The organism is Corynebacterium sp. UMB6689 (assembly GCF_030215295.1).
Lineage (GTDB): Bacteria > Actinomycetota > Actinomycetes > Mycobacteriales > Mycobacteriaceae > Corynebacterium > Corynebacterium aurimucosum.
This window is the reverse complement of record NZ_JASOLS010000001.1, coordinates 77,425-95,830: the sequence shown is the minus strand read 5'-3', so window position 1 is coordinate 95,830 and position 18,406 is coordinate 77,425. Positions and strand designations below refer to the sequence as shown.

The 18,406-nt window shown below is 61.5% G+C and carries 15 protein-coding genes; all 15 read left to right on the top strand.

Going from position 1 to position 18,406, the window contains the following annotated elements; genetic code table 11:
• Positions 1–98: 98 nt before the first annotated feature.
• The 15 genes from gdhA (at position 99) to QP363_RS00375 (ending at position 18,342) form a co-directional block, all read left to right on the top strand.
• On the top strand, positions 99–1,445 hold the full coding sequence (gene gdhA, locus QP363_RS00445) for an NADP-specific glutamate dehydrogenase (protein ID WP_070562742.1): 1,347 nt from the start codon (positions 99–101) through the stop codon (positions 1,443–1,445).
• A 124-nt stretch (positions 1,446–1,569) separates the two neighbouring features.
• Positions 1,570–2,316 carry a DivIVA domain-containing protein gene (locus QP363_RS00440; RefSeq protein ID WP_284761934.1) on the top strand — a complete coding sequence of 249 codons (747 nt, stop codon included), beginning with the start codon at positions 1,570–1,572 and terminating at the stop codon, positions 2,314–2,316.
• Between the two features lie 174 nt (positions 2,317–2,490).
• Entirely contained in the window at positions 2,491–3,030 is a 540-nt protein-coding gene (locus QP363_RS00435) for a DUF177 domain-containing protein (protein WP_070445452.1), read from the top strand.
• Positions 3,027–3,797 (top strand): ribonuclease III, encoded by a 771-nt coding sequence (gene rnc, locus QP363_RS00430; protein WP_070445456.1) that lies wholly within the window; start codon positions 3,027–3,029, stop codon positions 3,795–3,797. Before QP363_RS00435 ends, rnc begins: the two co-directional genes overlap by 4 nt.
• A gap of 14 nt (positions 3,798–3,811) precedes the next feature.
• Entirely contained in the window at positions 3,812–4,660 is an 849-nt protein-coding gene (gene mutM / locus QP363_RS00425) for a bifunctional DNA-formamidopyrimidine glycosylase/DNA-(apurinic or apyrimidinic site) lyase (protein ID WP_284761933.1), read from the top strand.
• 34 nt (positions 4,661–4,694) lie between these two features.
• Positions 4,695–6,221, top strand: coding sequence for a sodium:alanine symporter family protein (locus QP363_RS00420; protein WP_284761932.1), 1,527 nt, complete (start codon positions 4,695–4,697; stop codon positions 6,219–6,221).
• Positions 6,222–6,530 carry an acylphosphatase gene (locus tag QP363_RS00415; RefSeq protein ID WP_070445466.1) on the top strand — a complete coding sequence of 103 codons (309 nt, stop codon included), beginning with the start codon at positions 6,222–6,224 and terminating at the stop codon, positions 6,528–6,530. It abuts the gene before it with no gap.
• A 10-nt stretch (positions 6,531–6,540) separates the two neighbouring features.
• Complete coding sequence (gene smc / locus QP363_RS00410) at positions 6,541–10,044, top strand: chromosome segregation protein SMC (protein ID WP_284761931.1); 3,504 nt, start codon at positions 6,541–6,543, stop codon at positions 10,042–10,044.
• Positions 10,045–10,118: 74 nt separating this feature from the next.
• Positions 10,119–11,981 carry a signal recognition particle-docking protein FtsY gene (ftsY, locus tag QP363_RS00405; RefSeq protein WP_284761930.1) on the top strand — a complete coding sequence of 621 codons (1,863 nt, stop codon included), beginning with the start codon at positions 10,119–10,121 and terminating at the stop codon, positions 11,979–11,981.
• A 188-nt stretch (positions 11,982–12,169) separates the two neighbouring features.
• Positions 12,170–15,151, top strand: a complete 2,982-nt coding sequence (locus QP363_RS00400; RefSeq protein ID WP_216379767.1) for a DUF4040 family protein — start codon at positions 12,170–12,172, stop codon at positions 15,149–15,151.
• A complete protein-coding gene (locus QP363_RS00395) occupies positions 15,148–15,585 on the top strand; it encodes a cation:proton antiporter subunit C (RefSeq protein ID WP_010190439.1) in 438 nt (145 codons plus the stop codon). The genes QP363_RS00400 and QP363_RS00395 overlap by 4 nt, the downstream gene beginning before the upstream one ends.
• Positions 15,586–17,127, top strand: a complete 1,542-nt coding sequence (locus QP363_RS00390) for a monovalent cation/H+ antiporter subunit D family protein (protein ID WP_070711433.1) — start codon at positions 15,586–15,588, stop codon at positions 17,125–17,127.
• Positions 17,128–17,682 (top strand): monovalent cation/H+ antiporter subunit E, encoded by a 555-nt coding sequence (locus tag QP363_RS00385; protein WP_284761929.1) that lies wholly within the window; start codon positions 17,128–17,130, stop codon positions 17,680–17,682.
• Positions 17,679–17,969 (top strand): cation:proton antiporter, encoded by a 291-nt coding sequence (locus QP363_RS00380; protein ID WP_070445483.1) that lies wholly within the window; start codon positions 17,679–17,681, stop codon positions 17,967–17,969. Before QP363_RS00385 ends, QP363_RS00380 begins: the two co-directional genes overlap by 4 nt.
• Before the next feature lie 4 nt (positions 17,970–17,973).
• Positions 17,974–18,342: a Na+/H+ antiporter subunit G gene (locus QP363_RS00375; protein ID WP_070445486.1), complete on the top strand. Its 369-nt coding sequence runs from the start codon at positions 17,974–17,976 to the stop codon at positions 18,340–18,342.
• Positions 18,343–18,406 lie beyond the last annotated feature (64 nt).

The window sequence follows — 18,406 nt, the reverse complement described above, 5'->3', positions numbered from 1 at the left end:
CGACCATCTTGCAATTTAGGTCGATTGATAGAAAACTATTGCTTGTTCAATGGATGACGCACCGACCGTGAGGAACGGTGCCCAATGAAAGGATTGCCATGTCCATCGACCAGCAAATCTCCGATTACTACAGCAAGCTTCTCAAGCGTAATGCTGGCGAACCGGAATTCCATCAGGCACTCGCTGAGGTACTCGACTCACTGAAGATCGTCCTCAATAAAGACCCTCACTACGCTGATTACGGCCTGGTCGAGCGACTGTGCGAGCCCGAGCGTCAGCTCATCTTCCGCGTGCCGTGGGTGGATGACAGCGGCCAGATTCAGGTCAACCGCGGTTTCCGCGTGCAATTTAACTCCGCGCTCGGCCCCTACAAGGGCGGCCTGCGTTTCCATCCGAGCGTCAATCTGGGCATCATCAAGTTCCTCGGCTTCGAGCAGATTTTCAAGAACTCCCTGACCGGCCTGCCTATCGGCGGCGGCAAGGGCGGTTCTGACTTCGACCCGAAGGGTAAGTCAGAAGCCGAGGTCATGCGTTTCTGCCAATCCTTCATGACGGAGCTGCACAACCACATTGGTGAATACCGCGACGTCCCGGCCGGTGATATTGGCGTGGGCGGACGCGAAATCGGTTTCCTGTTCGGTCAGTATCGCCGACTGGAGGGCAAGCACGAGTCTGGCGTTCTTACCGGCAAGGGTCTGAGCTGGGGTGGCTCCCTCGTGCGTACCGAGGCTACCGGTTACGGCCTGGTGTATCTGACCTCGGAAATGATGAAGGCCCATGGTGAGTCTTTCGACGGCGCCAAGGTGATTGTCTCCGGTTCCGGAAATGTTGCCATCTACGCCGCCGAAAAGGTGCAACAGCTCGGCGGTACCGTCGTCGCGATGTCTGACTCCTCCGGCTACATCACCACCCCGAACGGTGTGGACCTAGAGCTACTCAAGGAGATTAAGGAAGTTCGCCGCGAGCGCATTTCCACCTACGCCGGCGAAGCGGGTGCGGGCGTGGAGTATCACGAGGGTGGCAACGTATGGGAGGTCAGCGCCGACGTTGCCTTGCCGTGCGCTACCCAAAACGAGCTCGACGGCGAGGACGCCAAGCTCCTGGTCAAGAATCAGGTGCGCTATGTTGCCGAAGGCGCGAACATGCCCTGTACCCCGGATGCCGCCCACTACTTTGTGGAAAATGGCATTGCCTTCGCGCCGGGTAAGGCCGCAAATGCAGGTGGTGTAGCGACCTCTGCGCTGGAGATGCAGCAGAACGCCTCCCGTGACTCCTGGACCTTCGAGTACACCGACCAGCGCCTCCACGAGATCATGTCCAATATCTTCCGCAATATCGATAAGACTTCTAAGGAATATGGCTTGGAGGGTGACTATGTCGCGGGTGCTAACATCGCTGGCTTCAAGAAGGTGGCTGATGCCATGCTGGCGCAGGGCGTGATCTAGCCCCAGCCTTTCTCTATTCCTCTCTATGCCTTGGTTTAACCTCCCCACTGAGTGGGGAGGTTTTCGCCGTTTCTTCCCGCGTGGGATACGTCGCGGTGCGTATGTGCTTGGTTAGGCTGGTGCCATGTACCGCGTATTTGAGTCCCTCGATGAACTTGTTCGCAACCTGGAACAGGCCTATGCCGTTCCCATGACCTCTAATTGCATGGTCCCGCGCCACGAGATGCTGGCGCTTCTCGACGATCTTCGCAACGCTCTCCCGGTCGAAATGGATGATGCCCAGGACGTCTTGGACAAGCAGGATGAGATCCTGCAGGGTGCGGAAGAACGCGCGGAGCAGATTATTTCTGAAGCCAATGTCGAGGCTGATGACACCGTGACCCGTGCGCGTGAGGATTCGGACGCCATGCTGGCCGACGCCCAACATCGCGCCACCACCCTTGTCGCCCAGGCAGAGGACGAGGCCAGCAACCTGGTGGACAACGCACGCTCCGACGCCGAGCGCACCCGCGCCCAAGCAGATGAGGAATACCAGCGTGCCGTCGCTGCAGGCCAAGCTGAACAAGACCGCTTGGTCTCCGAATCCGAGGTCGTGCGCCGCGCCGATGATGAGGCGCACCGTATCGTGGAGACCGCGCACTCTGAGTCCAACCGTCTGCGCACCGAGTGCGATGAATTCGTTGACGCCAAGCTCGGGGAATTCGAGACCACCTTGTCTGACCTCCTGCGCACCGTGAATAACGATCGCTCCGCTCTGCGCCGAGGTGCCGGTGTGCGCTCTCGTGGGGAATCGCGCGGCGAGGGACGCGGCGCTGTGCGCGAGACTCGGGAACCGGTGCGCCGGGCGCCGCGTGCGCCCCGCGACTACTAGAGGGGACTAATGTGCGGCCGTTCCGCGCGCCAGGAGATGAGTGCAGCAAAAGCGAGAACAGCGCCGAGGACAGAATCGAGCTTTTAGGCCAAGTGCTTAAGCGCCTATGCCCCAGCTTCAGGTCTTTGCCAGTCTAGGGCGCGCGGGCCAGCACAGGGTAAGCTGGTGGGCGCTATGAAATCACCATTGAAGTTCGACGTGACGGAATTGCTCCGCAGCCAAGGAACCGACGCGCTGCCTGAGCACCGCGTGCAGACCGGACCCGCGCCAGAGCGCATCGGCGTGGAAATGATCGGCATCCCGGAAGGTACTGAGGTTAAGGTGGATGCCACCTTGACCCCGTTGGGCTCCGGTGTGTTGGTGGACGCTGATATCACCGGCACCCTCAGCGGCGAATGCGCCCGCTGCCTGGCAGAGCTGCACCCGGAACTGGATCTCCACGTATCCCAGGTGTTTTCCGCAGATGAGTCCTTCGTCAGCGGGGATGAAACCGAGGAGGAGGATCGCGGTTCCGGTGATGAGGTTCCCGAGATCAAGGATGGAATCCTCGACCTCCTCCAGACCGTGATCGATGAGGCAGGTTTATCCCTTCCCTTTGCGCCAACGTGCGAGGATGGTTGCGAGGTGGATGCTCCCGATGGAGTAACCACGGGGGTCTCTGGGGAAGAAGAGCGCGTGGATCCGCGTTGGTCTGGTCTGGAGAAGTTCCTATGAGCAAGAAGAAGAAACTCACTGGTGAACAGGCACTAGCCGCGGCCTTCGCGGAGGTAGATCACGCCCCGCTGCTAAAAGCACTCGGCGTGGAGATCAGCGATGAGCTACTGTGCTTGGCACTGACCCACCGCTCCTTCGCCAACGAGAACGGGCACCTGCCCAACAACGAGCGCCTCGAGTTCCTGGGGGATGCCGTCTTGGGCTTGTCTATCGCGGCCAAGCTCTACGACAAGTACCCCTCGCGCCCTGAGTCGGATATTTCTAAGATGCGTGCCTCCATCGTGTCGCGCTATGGCCTGTCCGATGTCGCCCGCGAAATCGGCGTGGGCGAGCACGTCCTGTTGGGCAAGGGCGAGCAATCCACCGGCGGCCGTGACAAGGACTCCATCTTGGCCGATACCACCGAGGCCATCCTGGGGGCTATCTACCGCCAGCATGGTTTTGAGGTTGCCCGCGGGGTGGTGCTGAAGCTGTTCGCCGCCAAGATTGACAACGCCGTGGTGTCCGGCCGTCATATGGACTGGAAGACCACCTTGCAGGAGCTGTGCGCGGAGCTGAAGGCCGCGATGCCGGTCTACTCAGCCACCTCGACGGGTCCTGAGCACGATCAAACCTTCAACGCCGTGGCCACCGTGGCCGGTTTGACCGTGGGTAGGGGAACAGGGCATAACAAGAAGCTCGCCGAGCAGCAGGCAGCGGAAGAAGCGTGCCAAGCATTGCGCGAGACACCCTTGCTGGTGCAGGGCACCGCCGGCAAAGAGAGCTAAGCCACGAGAATTCGATGCCAGAACTTCCCGAAGTCGAGTCTGTTCGCAGCGGACTCGAGCCCTATCTTGTGGGGCGCTCCTTTGCTGCAGTAGCTGTTCTCCACCCGCGCGCCAACCGGGGCCAGGAAGCCCCGCTGTCCGCGCTGCTGGTGGGCAGGAAGATTGCCGCGGTGGCGCGCCGCGGCAAGTTCATGTGGCTGGAGTTCGCCGACGAGGATCACACCGACCCAGCTCGCGATGTGCTCTTCATCCACCTCGGCATGTCGGGGCAGGTGCGGATCGGCGAGGTGGATTCGCCGCACGTGCGCATCGCCGCCGTGCTTGATGACGCCACCCGTCTCAGCTTCGTGGACCAGCGCACCTTCGGCTATTGGCGTCTCGGGCCGTGGCTGAGGATGGCACATATCGCTCCCGATCCTCTCGAAACAGACTTCGACCTGACCGCGGCAGGGCGGCGCCTGCGCGCGAAACGCACCGCGGTCAAGGTGGCTTTGCTCGACCAAACGGTGCTCAGCGGGGTGGGCAATATCTATGCTGATGAGGCGCTGTGGGCGGCCCAGATTTCTCCGCTGAAGAAGGCTAGTGCTCTGCGGCAGCGCGATGCCGTCGCTGTGATTTCTGCGGCCGCCGACGTCATGCGCTCCGCCCTCGCCGTTGGCGGAACCAGCTTTGATGCGTTGTACGTCAACGTTAACGGCGAATCCGGATATTTTGACCGTTCCTTGCACGTATATGGGAGGGGCGGTCAGCCCTGTGATCGCTGTGGCGAAGAAATCCTGAAAACCGTGCTAGGTGGGCGTGGTACTCACTATTGCCCGTATTGCCAGAGCCGCGCCGCGGGGAGGAAGTTGGCGGCCAACTAGGACGATTCTGGTGTGAGTTATTAATGTGTAACCCATGCAAGAAATCTTCAGCACCGTGATTGGTGTCATTAACGACAGCCTGTGGTCCTATGTCCTGCCATGGCTGCTTATCGCCGCGGGCCTCTTCTTCGGCATCCGCACCGCCGTGGTGCAGGTCCGCATGGTGCCGGACATGTTCAAGGCGGTCGTCGAGAAGCCCAAGGGCGTCGGCGTCGATGAGGATGCCGACTATGGCGGAATCTCTGCCTTCAAGGCATTTACCATTTCAGCGGCCTCTCGTGTGGGCACCGGCAACGTTGCAGGCGTGGCCGTGGCTATCTCCGTGGGTGGCCCCGGCGCGGTGTTTTGGATGTGGCTCATCGCCATCCTGGGTGGTGCGACAGCATTCGTGGAGTCGACCCTGGCGCAGCTGTGGAAGGTGCGTGAGGGGGACGCCTACCGCGGTGGCCCGGCCTATTACATGTCCCGTGGCCTGGGGTGGAAGCCTTTAGCAACCATCTTCTCCGTGGCCATCGCCATTACCTTTGGCTGGTTCTACAATGCGTTCCAGACCAACGCCATTTCCGATTCTTTGGCGGCCTCCTTCGGGCAGGATTCCGGTGCCTTCAAGGCAGGCGTGGGCATCGCAGTCGTCGCCGTGTCCGGGCTCATCATCATCGGTGGCGTGCAGCGCATCGCCTCGATGACCCAGTTTATCGTGCCGTTTATGGCGGGCGCCTATCTCATCTTGGGTCTCATCGTCGTTATTGTGAACTTTGACAAGGTGCCGGACATGGTCGTCTCGATCGTGGGCTCTGCCTTTGGCTTCCGGGAAGCTGCCGGTGCCACCGTGGGCATGGCGATGCTCAAAGGTATCCAGCGTGGTTTGTTCTCCAACGAAGCGGGCGAAGGTTCGGCGCCGAACGCTGCAGCAACGGCGACGGTATCCCACCCCGTGAAGCAGGGCCTCGTGCAGACCCTTGGCGTGTACTTCGACACCCTGGTGGTGTGTACGATTACCGCCTTCATCATTCTGCTGGGCACCGATTTCGAGCGTTTCGGCTCTGATGCGATTGAGGGCGTGACGCTGACCCAGAATGCGCTCTCCGGCGTGGTGGGTGAGTGGGGCATCCACTTCGTCACCTTCATCCTGTTCTTCCTGGCTTTCTCCTCGATTCTGGGCAACTACTACCTTGCCGAGTCCAACGTGGAGTACCTCTCCGGGAAGAAGTGGGTGCTGTGGACTTTCCGTCTTATCGTGTTGGCCTTCGTCTTCTACGGCGCGGTGGCCCCGCTGGGTACCGTGTTCGACCTGGCCGATACCGGCGCGGCCATTATGGTTCTACTCAACGTGTGCGCCATCGTGCCGCTGTCTGGCGTGGCCATCAAGCTGCTGAAGAACTACAACGAGCAGCGCCGCAAGGGCCTGGATCCCGTCTTCCACCGTGATATGCTGCCGGAACTGCACAACGTCGAGTGCTGGGATGGTACGGATCCGGTCACGCGCCGCAGCGCGGAGGACCGTCGCCGTCTCGATCACGAATTTGACTTGAGCGACCGCACAAACTTGAGGGAGTACTAGATGGCAGACACGGCAGCAGCCTCTGCAGGCCATGAACGCCTCACAGCTTTCGTTCTTGGACACGTCCAAGGCGTGGGCTTTCGCTGGTGGACGCGTTCCCGCGCCCTCGAACTAGGGCTGGCTGGGCACGCGACGAACCTCCAGGACGGACGCGTCCAGGTGGTTGCTGAAGGCCCGCGTGCTGACTGCGAGAAGTTGCTGGCCTTGCTGCGTGAAGAACCGTCGACCACCCACCGTCCAGGCGTGGTGAACGCCGTGGTGGAGCAGTGGGCCGCCCCGCGCGGTGAGTCGGGCTTCATCGAGCGCTAAACTTATTCGAATGCACCTCAAATCGCTCACGCTCAAAGGATTCAAGTCCTTCGCGTCCGCGACGAACCTGAAATTCGAGCCCGGTATCTGCGCCGTGGTGGGCCCGAATGGCTCGGGTAAATCAAACGTCGTCGATGCGCTCGCGTGGGTCATGGGTGAAGGCAGCGCCAAGACACTGCGCGGCGGCAAGATGCAGGACGTCATTTTTGCCGGTGCCGGGGACCGCAAGGCCCTCGGCCGCGCAGAGGTCACACTGACGATTGACAATTCCGATGGTGCCTTGCCCATCGAGTATTCAGAGGTTTCCGTCACCCGCCGCATGTTCCGGGATGGCGCGAGCGAATATGAGATCAATGGGGCGAAAGCGCGCCTCATGGATATCCAAGAGCTGCTGTCTGATTCCGGCATTGGCCGGGAGATGCACATTATCGTGGGCCAGGGAAAACTGGCGGAGATTCTGGAATCCCGCCCGGAAGATCGCCGCGCCTATATCGAAGAAGCCGCGGGCGTGCTCAAACACCGCCGCCGCAAAGAAAAAGCGCAGCGCAAGCTGACGGGCATGCAGGCCAATCTGGATCGCCTGCAGGACTTGACCGATGAGCTGGGCAAACAGCTCAAGCCGCTGGCGCGCCAAGCGGAGGCCGCCCAACGTGCAGCCACTGTGCAAGCGGATTTGCGCGATGCCCGACTGCGCCTTGCTGGTGACCGTGTGGTGCGGTTGCGCGCGACATTCGATGACGCTGAGAAACGCGCGGCGGTGCTCGCCGAGCAGGTCGAGGAAGTGACAGCCCAGCTGGAAGAGGCGACCGAGATCCAGCTTGAGGTAGAGGCCGAGTTGGGGGATGTCACGCCGCGCGCGGAGGCCGCGCAGAAGCTGTGGTTCGAGTTATCGACCCTCAGCGAGCGAATCTCTGCCACGCAGCGCATCGCGGCCGAGCGCGCCAGCAACGTCGGCTCACAGGTGGCCTACGCGGGCCAGGATCCGGAGGAGCTCGAGGCACGTGGCCAGCGAGCCGATGAGGAGCACGAAGAGTTGCTGGCCGTGGCCGAAGAGGCTGCAGAGCGCTTGGAATCTATCCGGGAGGAAGTGGCCGAGCGCCGGGAAGCCTTCGAGGCTGCTGATAAAGAACACATGGCGCAACTGCGCGCCATTGCGGATCGCCGTGAAGGCGTGGTTCGCCTCATCGCCGCCGAGGAGAACTTGGCGGGTCAGGTCAGCTCCGCGGAGTCTGAGTTAGCGCGTCAGGAAGAGACTTTAGCGAATACGAAGTCGCGCACTAGGGGAGCGCAGGCGGAAGCCGATGAGGTGGCGGACAAGCTGGAGCACTTGGCTGCCGAGCGTGAGCCGCTGGAGGAAGCGCATGTGCGCGCGGCCAGCGAATCTGCCGCGGCCGATAAACGCTTGGAGCAGCTGCGTGATGCCCAGCGGGAGCACGAGCGTACCGTCTATAGTTTGCGCGCTCGGATCGATACCCTTGGCCAGACCGTTCCGGAAGCACTCGAGCTGGGGGAGGGATTCAAACCTCTCGCAGAGTTCATTTCTACTCGCTATGAGACAGCCGTTGCGGCAGCACTCGGTTCCTTTGCGGAGGCCCAAGCCGGCGCGGTGAGCGGGGACATCGTGCGCGACTTGGCGCAGGCGAGCCGCACGCCGCTGATCGACGTCGCTGCGGAACCCACCGGTTCAGCCTGGCGCCTTGACGCGGACTTGCCTTCCGGGGCGAGCTGGCTGCTGGATCACATGGTCTTGGTCCCGGAAGTATCGGCGGCGGTGACGCGGTTGCTCTCCGACGTGGTCCTGGTTGATGACTATGGCGCGGCCCGTGAACTTATTGCGGAGGATCCGCGCTTGCGTGCTGTGACCTCTGAGGGCCTACTCGTCGGCGAAGGCTGGGTGGAGGCAGGAACAGGCGCCGTCTCCACCGTTGAGGTAAGCGGCCAGATTGCGGAGGCCGAGCAACAACTGGAATCAGCCACTCATGAGCTGGAGGAGCTATCCGGCACGCTCGAAGGCGCGAAGCTGGCGGCGGACGATGCACGCGTAGGTGCGGCGAGTGCCAAGGCCGCACTGCGGGAGCACGATCACGAACTCGAAGCGTGGAAGCGCGATCACCAGCGCTTGCTCAAGCAGTACGAGGCAAACAAGGCTGAGCATGAAAAAGCCGCCGCCCGAGCCACGGATATCGAGGTGCAGTTAGCCCGCCTGCGCGAAGAATTGGCGGAGGCGCGTGACCGCTTGTCGCGCGTGGACGCTGAAGAGCAGGCTGATGAACCCTCCTCGGTGGAACGCGATGCTGCCTCGACGGCCCTGGAACAGGTCAAGGCCATGGAGGTAGAGGCCCAGATGGCGGCCCGCAGTGCGGAGGAAAAGGTCGGCCAAGCAGCGGGCAGGGGAGAGGCCCTGCGGCGCCAAGCCCAGCACGAACGCCAGGCCAAAGCCCGCCACGACCAGGCGATGGCCCGCCGGCAAGCACAGGCGCGGTTGGCGGGGACTGTCGACAAGCATGCCCAAGATTTGGCTGCCCGGACCGCGCAGGCACTCGAGCGGGCCGCCGAGGAACGCGATGAGCTGGTCACCCAGCGCGGCGTGCTACAAGGGCGTGCACAATCGGCGAAGCAAGTGGTCTCCTCGACCCGCCAGCAGCTCGATCGCCTGACCGACTCCGCGCATAACTCTGAGATTGCCCGCAGCCAGGCCCAAGTGCGGGTGGATGAGGCCGAGGGCAAGATCGTGGAGCAACTCGGCATTGCTATCCCCGATCTGCTCAAGGAGTACACACCGGGTGAGGACTTCGATCGCTCCGCCGAAACCAAGCGGTTGAAGCAAGCCGAGAAGGACCTCAACTCCTTGGGCAAGGTCAACCCGTTGGCCTTGGAGGAGTACAAGGCTCTGGAGGAGCGCTATAGTTTCCTGTCCACGCAATTAGATGACGTGATTCAGGCCCGCAAGGATCTGACTGGCGTTATCGAAGATGTGGATGCGCAAATCTTGCAGCTGTTCACGGATGCCTGGCATGACGTGGAAGCGGAGTTTCCCAAGGTCTTCCAGACGCTGTTCCCGGGCGGCGAAGGTCGTCTCATCCTCACGGAGCCGGATGACATGCTGGCCACCGGCATCGAGGTGGAGGCCCGCCCGCCGGGTAAGAAGGTGAAGCGCTTGTCACTGCTCTCGGGCGGCGAGAAGTCCTTGACGGCCCTGGCTATGCTCGTGGCGATTTTCCGTGCGCGTCCCTCACCGTTCTACGTCATGGATGAGGTGGAAGCCGCACTTGACGACGTCAACCTGCGCCGCCTCATCGCACTTTTCGAGGAGCTGCGTAAGGATTCTCAGCTCATCGTCATTACCCACCAGAAGCCGACGATGGACGTGGCCAACGTGCTCTATGGAGTGACGATGCGCGGCGATGGCGTGACGCGCGTGATTTCGCAGCGCATGTCCCGTGCTGGTGAGGCGCCGGGCACAGCACAGGCGGCGGAGGACGCCACACGTCTCGGCGTGGATGCCCCGCGCTAGGGTGGGGCTTGCGCCCAGCACTTTTCACCCTCCTTATCGTGCCGGATGTGGACAACCCTGGCACTATGGAGGGCATGAATACTACTTTTATGTGGATTGCGATAGCAGTCATCGTCCTGATTCTGCTCGTGGTCTTGTTCGTTGTCTTGGGCAAGAAGCGCGGCGAGTCAAAGAAGGTTTCCTTCGAAAAGCCTGCGGAGGAGCCTAAGGAGCTGACCCAGCAACAGAAGTCCGGCAACTACCAAGCTAAGTCTGGTTTTAATTTTGCCCCGGCTGGCGGCGGCGCTACCAAGGAACCTGTGCCTGCGGCTAAGACTGAGGAGCCCACACCGGCCGAGCCCAAAGCTCAGCCGCAAGCGGAGAAGAAGTCTGAGCAGCGTGATGCCACCGAGTTAGCGAACGCTCAGCTCAAGGATGAAGAGGAGACACCGAAGGCAGCGAAGCCTGCGGCGGAACCGACGCCTGAGGCAGAGCCGAAGTCTCAGGCAGAGCCGAAGCCGGAACCCGTCGCAGACGCGAAGCCGGTGAGCGCGCCGGAACCGGCTGCACAGAAGGAGTCGGCAAAGGTAGAAGAAGAGAAAGATTCTTCCGCTGGCGTTGTCGCGGCAGGTGCCGCGGGCGCTGCAGCCGCTGGTGCTGCCGTATCCGGTGCCGCTGCTGTTGATAAGGATGAAGCGGACACGGAGGAAACTGTCCCGGCCAGCGAACCGGAGACTGCTGAACCGGAGCCGGTAGCCGAAGCCCCAAAGGTAGAGGAGGAGACTCCGGAGGCACCTGAGGTTCCGGCTGAGGAGGAGCCTTCCGTCCAGTCTGAGGCCGAAGAAGAAACAGCGGCAGAGGCAGAAGAAGTAGAAGCCGATGCCGATGCAGAGGCAGAGGAGGCTGCCGCGGCGGCGGGGGCCCAGGCGGCGTCGGCAAGCGCGGCACTTGAAGCTGAGCCGGAGGAGCTAGAGGTATCCGACGACGCTGAGGTGGTTGAGGCTCCGGCAGCCCAGCCGCAGGAGGATATTGCGCCGGCTGCCGGCCGCTTGGGCAAGCTGCGCGGGCGTCTGTCGCGCTCGCAAAACGCCATCGGCCAGGGCCTCATGGGTATTCTTTCCGCTGGTGACCTGGATGATGATGCCTGGGAGGACATCGAAGACACCCTCATCATGGCGGATTTGGGTACGAAGTCCACGATGCAGGTCACTGATTCTCTGCGTGAGAAGATTGCGGAGCGCGGAGTCAGTTCCGAGGCCGAAGCCCGCGCCATGCTGCGTGAAGCCCTCATCGAGGTAGGCCACCCGGAGATGGACCGCTCCATCAAGGCCATGCCGAACGATGGCAAGCCAGCCGTCATCATGGTCGTCGGCGTCAATGGCACCGGCAAGACCACCACGACCGGCAAGCTGGCCCGCGTGCTCGTGTCGATGGGCCACAACGTCTTGCTCGGCGCGGCGGATACCTTCCGTGCAGCGGCTGCTGACCAGCTGGAGACCTGGGGCCGCCGCGTGGGCGCTACCACCGTGCGCGGCAAGGAAGGCGCGGACCCGGCTTCCGTGGCCTTCGACGCAGTGGCCGCTGGCGTTGACCAAGGCGTGGACGTCGTTCTCGTTGACACCGCTGGCCGTTTGCACACCTCCGTGGACCTCATGGACCAGTTGGGCAAGGTCAAGCGCGTAGTAGAGAAGAAGACGGACGTCGATGAGGTCCTGCTCGTCTTGGACGCGACAGTGGGGCAGAACGGTCTGACCCAGGCCCGCATCTTCCGCGATGTCGTCGACATCACCGGCGTTGTCCTGACCAAGCTCGATGGCACAGCTAAGGGAGGCATCGTCTTCCAGGTACAGGAGGAACTCGGCGTGCCGGTCAAGCTCGTGGGCCTCGGCGAGGGCGCAGATGACCTCGCACCGTTTGAGGTTGAAGGCTTCGTTGATGCCTTGCTGGGGGAGAAGTAGGACCTTATAGATCCCTGGGCTAGACCTAAGTTCTTTCGAGACGCAGCGCCTCCTTTGCGGGGCGCTTTCGTCATCTTCGTCCCATTAAAAATGTGCTTTGGGGGAGGTCACAATGGTAGTCTAGGACAGTCCTGTCTATGTGAGGCTGATTAAACAGCCCTAACAACGGTTCGTGAGGCTACTCTTTCGTGACACTCTTGTATGTCGTCCTCCTCGCAGCTGTCGCAGTGGCGCTAGCACCAGTAGCCGTCAAGGTTGCTGATCGCGCAGCCGGCTACCCGCTAGCCGGCATTTTTATTATCGCCGCGGCACTGTTGGCTAAAGAATTTCCGGCACTGGCCCGTGGCGAAGAACTGTCCTATTCCGTGACGTGGGTGCGTGATGTCATCACGCCAGGCGTCGACGTTAATCTCGCCTTCCGGGGCGATGCGCTGGGCATCTTCTTTGCCATGTTGGCTCTCGTCATCGGCGCAGTGGTGTTCACCTACTCTGCGGCCTACCTGCCCAAAGGCAAAGGCAACGTCAGTTTTTATGTGCTGATGACAGCGTTTACACTGTCGATTCTCCTGCTCGTGCTGGCTAACGACGTCGTGGTGCTCTTCCTGGCTTGGGAGCTGGTATCGCTGGCGTCCTTCATGCTCATCGCGCGCAGCGGTAAGTCCGGCGAGGCCGGTTCGCAGCGCACGCTGATCCTCACCTTCATCGGCGGCCTTACCTTGCTCACGGGCGTGGCGATTGCCGCAACCGCAGCGGGGACGACGAACCTTGAGGGTATCTTGGCCTCTGATGTGTGGGCCGAGCGCCCGGGCTTAACCACCGGGGTTGCCATTCTCATAGCGGTCTCGGCGTTTACCAAGTCCGCGCAGTTCCCCTTCCACTTCTGGCTGCCGGAGGCCATGGCGGCTGCCACGCCGGTCTCGGCCTTCCTGCATGCGGCAGCAGTGGTTAAGGCCGGCGTTTACTTGTTGATTCGTTTCTCCACCATCTTCCATGATGTTGCGGCGTGGAACTGGCTGCTTATCGTCGCCGGTATGGGTACCGCCGTGATGTCGGCGGTCTTTGCCGTGCAGAAGACGGACCTGAAGAAGCTGACCGCTTATTCCACCGTGTCCCACCTGGGATGGATTGTGGCCACGATTGGCGTTGGCACCCCCTTCGCCATCGCGGCGGCGCTCGTGCACACGCTGGCGCACGCGCTGTTTAAGTCCTCCATCTTCATGCTCATTGGCGTCATCGACCACGAGGCCGGTTCCCGCGATATCCGCCGCCTCGGTGTGTTGTGGAACAAGATGCCGTGGACCTTTGGCTCCATGCTCATTGGTGCCGCCTCCATGGCGGCGGTTCCCCCGCTGTTTGGCTTCGTGTCGAAGGAAGGAATGCTCACCGCCTTCGAGGAAGCTCCAATCGGTTCAACTGGCCAGGTGCTGCTGCTCATCGTCGCCGGCGTGGGTGCGTTCTTCACGTTTACCTACTCCGCCAAAATTGTCTTCGGTGCCTTTTTCGATGGCCCGCGCAAGATGTCGCATGTTCATGAGGCCCCGGTGAGGCTGTGGCTGCCCGCGGCGCTGCCCGGTGTGATGTCGGTGCCAATTATCTTCGTCATGGGAGCGCTCGATAAGCCGCTCGATAACATCGTGGCGGCCATCGGCATGGAGGGCCATTCCCACCTCGCGCTGTGGCACGGCCTGAACGTCCCGCTGCTTATTTCTGTGGTGGTGCTGATCGCTGGCATCATCGCGTTGTTCTTCCGCGGTCCGCTGTGGACGGCGATGGAGGAGCGCCAGCTCTTACCGCGCACCGGTAACCAAATCCTGAAGTGGATTCAGGACGTGTGCGCAGCCTTCGGCCGTTTCGTTGGCCGCATGTCCGATACCCACAACCCGTCGAAGCTGATCCTGCCGATCATCCTCCTAGTCATCATCCTTGCGGGCTCCGCTCTGGTGTCCACGGGTGTCGATGGTGTGGCTCTCAACCCGCGTGTGGACGGCCTTGATAATCCGTGGGACCTGCTGCCGCTGGGAATCGTGGCGCTGTCCATGTTTGGTTTGGTGCGTACACGCAACCGCCTCACAGGTGCAGTAATGATTGGTACCGCGGGAACCGGCGTGACTTTACAGATGTTCCTTCTCGGCGCACCCGACGTGGCCCTGACCCAGTTCACGGTGGAGGCGCTGTCCGTCATCGTCATGATGATGGTCCTGCGCTACCTGCCGGAGAAGTTCCACCCCGTGCAGGACACCAACCGCAAGGTGGGCTCCATCGTCGTAGCCGTGCTCGCCGGGCTCACCGCATTCCTGGGCGTGTGGGCACTGATGGGGCGTCACGAGCGCTCGGACCTGGCCATGTGGTACCTCAACAACGCTCCGGATATTACTGGTGGCGACAACGTAGTGGCCACCATCATCGTGGAGTTCCGTGCACTCGATACCCTGGGCGAGCTGTCAGTGCTGGGCATGGCCGCTGTGGTTATCGCTGCGGTCACCTCGACGCTGCCGCGCTTCCCGTTCACCTCCGGCACACGCCCGGCTCCGTTCGGCCAGTCGCAGCTCAACTCGGTGCCGCTGCGCAAGGGTATTGCTGTGGCCATCCCGATCTTGGTGGTCATGTCCTTCATCGTCTTCTACCGCGGCCACCAGGCTTCCGGCGGCGGCTTCCCGGCGGCACTCATCATGGGTGCGGCCATCGGCTTGACCTACCTCTCGCGCGGTACCGATGAGATTGTCTTTGGTCGCATGACCCCGATTCACCTCACCGGCGTGGGCATCATTGTGGCGCTGGTGGCTGGCTTCATCGGCTACATCCCGACGTCGCATAGCTCCGGTGGTTTCCTCACTGCCATCCATGGCCACGCCCTGGGGCAGCACTGGACGACGTCGCTCATCTTCGACCTGGGCATCTACCTCGCGGTGCTGGGCATGCTCACCATGGCCATCAATGCTTTGGGCGGTTACCTGCGTCCAGGCACTGAGCGGGACTTCTTGCCGTGGGTTCACGATGATGATTCCGCGTTGCCGAATACCCCGCGCGTGGTGCTGGAGGATGTCGACGACCCGTACCCCGAATCCATCAACCCGTCTTCGGACCCACTGGCGCTGCTCAATGACTCCGAGGCGCGCCACCGTGCGTCCTCGCCTCACTACACTCCGGCTAAAGAGGAGAAGAACTCATGATCCTCGCACTGACCATTGCTTTGCTCATCGGTAGCGCCGTCTACCTCATCCAGCAGCGCGGCCTCGTGCACATCGTGCTGGGCATGATGGCCTTCGGCCACGGTGCCAACCTCATGCTCTTGGCCACCGGCGTGTACTCCTATCGCGGAGAGTCCTTTCCATCGCAGGTGGGCATGGACCAGATGGCGGACCCGCTGCCGCAGGCCTTTGTGCTGACCGCCGTGGTGATTTCCATGGCTACCTCGACCATTCTGCTGACCATGGCGGCGATGGGCGCGAACGACGACACGGACGTCGTTGAGCCGGTGGATGACAACACCATTGACCACGCTTTCTCCACGCTGGGACGAGACACCCAGAACCGGGAGATTCTGGAGCGCTCGGCCAACAAGATGGATCGTTTGAAAGAACTCGAACAAGAGGAGGACAACTAGATGTATGACACCGTAAGCGCCCTCCTCCCGCTCTTCCCGGCGGTTCCCCTCGTATCGGCGGCGCTGGCGCTTCTTGCGCCATGGCACCGCGTGCGCGATGCCATCATGCTCATCGTTCCGGGCGTGGGTATCTTCGCTTCCTTTGCACTGTTGCTTTACACCATGAACAACGGTGTGGTGGCGCACAGCGTGGGCAACTACGTGGGCAACGCAGGTATTGCCTTCGCGGCCGATACCTTCTCAGCACTGATGCTCATCACGACGATGATCGTGGCCTTCGGCGCCAACTGGTTCGCCATCGTGGGCGGTGAGACCAAGTCGCGCTACTACCCATCGCTGACGCTTATCTTGATCACCGGCGTGTGCGGCGCCCTGCTCACCGCTGATCTCTTTAACTTCTTCGTGTTCATCGAGGTCATGCTGCTGCCCTCCTATGGCCTCATCACCATGTCCGGTACCTGGTCACGCTTGGCTGCCGGCCGCGCCTTCGTGTTGGTGAACTTGTTCGCCTCCACGCTTTTGGTGGTTGGCGTGGGCTATATCTACTCGGTGGCTGGCGTAGTTAACCTCGCGGCGCTGACAGGTGCTGCCGCCGGTAACGGTCCGGTGACGGTAGCTTCCGGCATCATCGTTATCGCCATCGCCGCGAAGGCTGGCGTGTTCCCCGTGCAATCCTGGCTGCCGCGTACCTACCCGGGCACGTCGGCTGCGGTCATGGGACTCTTCTCGGGCCTGCACACCAAGGTCGCGGTGTACATGCTCTACCGCCTGTGGGTGCAGCTGTTCGATATGGACCAGCGCTGGGGAACGCTCATCATCGTCATCATGATCATCTCCATGGTGGTGGGCTCCTTCGGTGGTTTGGCTGAGAACTCCATCCGCCGCGTGCTGGGCTACCAGATGCTCAACGGTATGCCTTTCATCCTGGTGATGATGGCCTTCACCACCCACGATGCCCAGCGCGCGCTGGCCGCCGGAATCCTGTACACGATTCACCACATGCTCACGGTAGGCTCCCTCATTTTGGCCTCCGGCGCCATTGAGGAGACGTACGGCACAGGCAGGCTCAATAAGCTTTCTGGCTTGGCACGCCGCGATCCCATCATCGCGTGGATCTTCGCCGCAGGTGCCTTCTCCGTCGTGGGCTTCCCACCCTTCTCCGGCATGTGGGGCAAAGTCCTCATCGTCGCGGAAGTCGCGCGCACCGGCGGGGCATGGGCATGGACCGTCATCGCGGTGATTATCATCGCCTCCTTCGCCGCGTTCCTAGCCATGCTGCGCGTGTGGCGCCGCGTCTTCTGGGGCAAGGATTTGCCCAAGGAGAAGGTGCCCGATGAGCTGGTGATCCGTAAGAAGCTGATGGCGCCCTCGGCAGCGTTGATCCTGGGTTCGCTGACCATGTTCATTCTCTCCGGTCCGGTCATCAGCGTCACGATGGAAGCCTCAGCGGACTTGTTGGATACGGAGGCTTATGCAGACGCAGTGCTTGGCGACGACCCCGTAGCCTTACCCGACATCGATTCCCTTCAGGAGGGCCGTTAAATGAAGACTGGAGTGCATGCCGTTGTCTACGCGCTATGGCTGATCAAGGAAATCTTTGTCGCGGGTTTCTCGCTCGCCGCGGAATCCTTCAAGCCGCAGAATAGCTACCGCCCGGTAGTGGTGCGGTACCCCTTGCGCGTGACCAGCGCGTGGGAGATCTTCTGGTTCACCTCGTCCATTACCGCAACCCCAGGTACCTTGTCCTTGGGCTTGCGCGAGCCGATTGCAGAAGGCCTGCCGCGTATCGTGCTGGTTCAAGCGGTCATGGGGGATGACCCAGCCAGCATTATGGAAGATCTGGCGGATATGGAGGAGCGCCTCGCCCCGCAGGTGAAAGGGATTGACTATGGCGTTCCTGGGCAGGGTCCCACCAAGGAGCTCGCCTCTACGTTCTACGAGTATCCGCTGGATACACTGGGCCGCCATATGCGCGCACCCGATATCGCGAAGGCGGACGATACCCCGCTTGCCGCGCACGATGTGGAGAAGTATTCCGTGTGGCCCCTGCGCCAGGTTGCGCAGAACAAGGATGCCCGAAAGGATGATAAGAAATGATTGATTTTTCCTCGATGAGCGCCTTTCAATGGGTAGTCTTTGTCTGTATTTTCCTCATCGGCGCATCGGTGTGCGCGGCGTTGGTTTTGGCCTTGCGCTCCCGTGATGAGCTCACCCGCACCGTGATGAGTGACATGGTCTTCTACGGCATGTTGTGCATGTATATTTCGTGGTCCATGACTAATCACGCGTCCATCGTCTATGACATCGCCATGCTCGCGGCTATTGCGGCCGGCGTGCTGCCGACGTTGTCGATGGCCCGCATTATCTCGAAGGGCAGGAGGTAAGACCATGACTATCCCGGAGATTATCGCCTCGATTCTGTTGGTCGTGGCCACGGTCTTGGTCATTGCGACCGCTATCGCCTTGTGGCGTGCGCCTGATGCATTGACCCGCGTTAACCTGTTGGGGCCGACGGTCGGCTTGGCTGTCCCGCTGCTGCTTGTGGCGAAGGTAGTCGTGGATTTTGCCGAGAACGGGTTTTCCCTGTGGTCGCTGATCAAGGTCATGATCGCGTGTTTCGGCGTGTGGATCATCGCCTCGGTGGGCTCCTTCTACATGGGACGCTCCATCTACGGTGTGACCGTCACTGACGTGAAGTACGCCAAGCGTATGCGCAAGAGTGCACAGACCGTTGAGGCCTCTGAGGAGGAGGTTTAGCGCGAACTTTGGAAGTTCGTCTATGGCGCATGGGGCTTCGCACCGCCGCCACACCCACGACGCT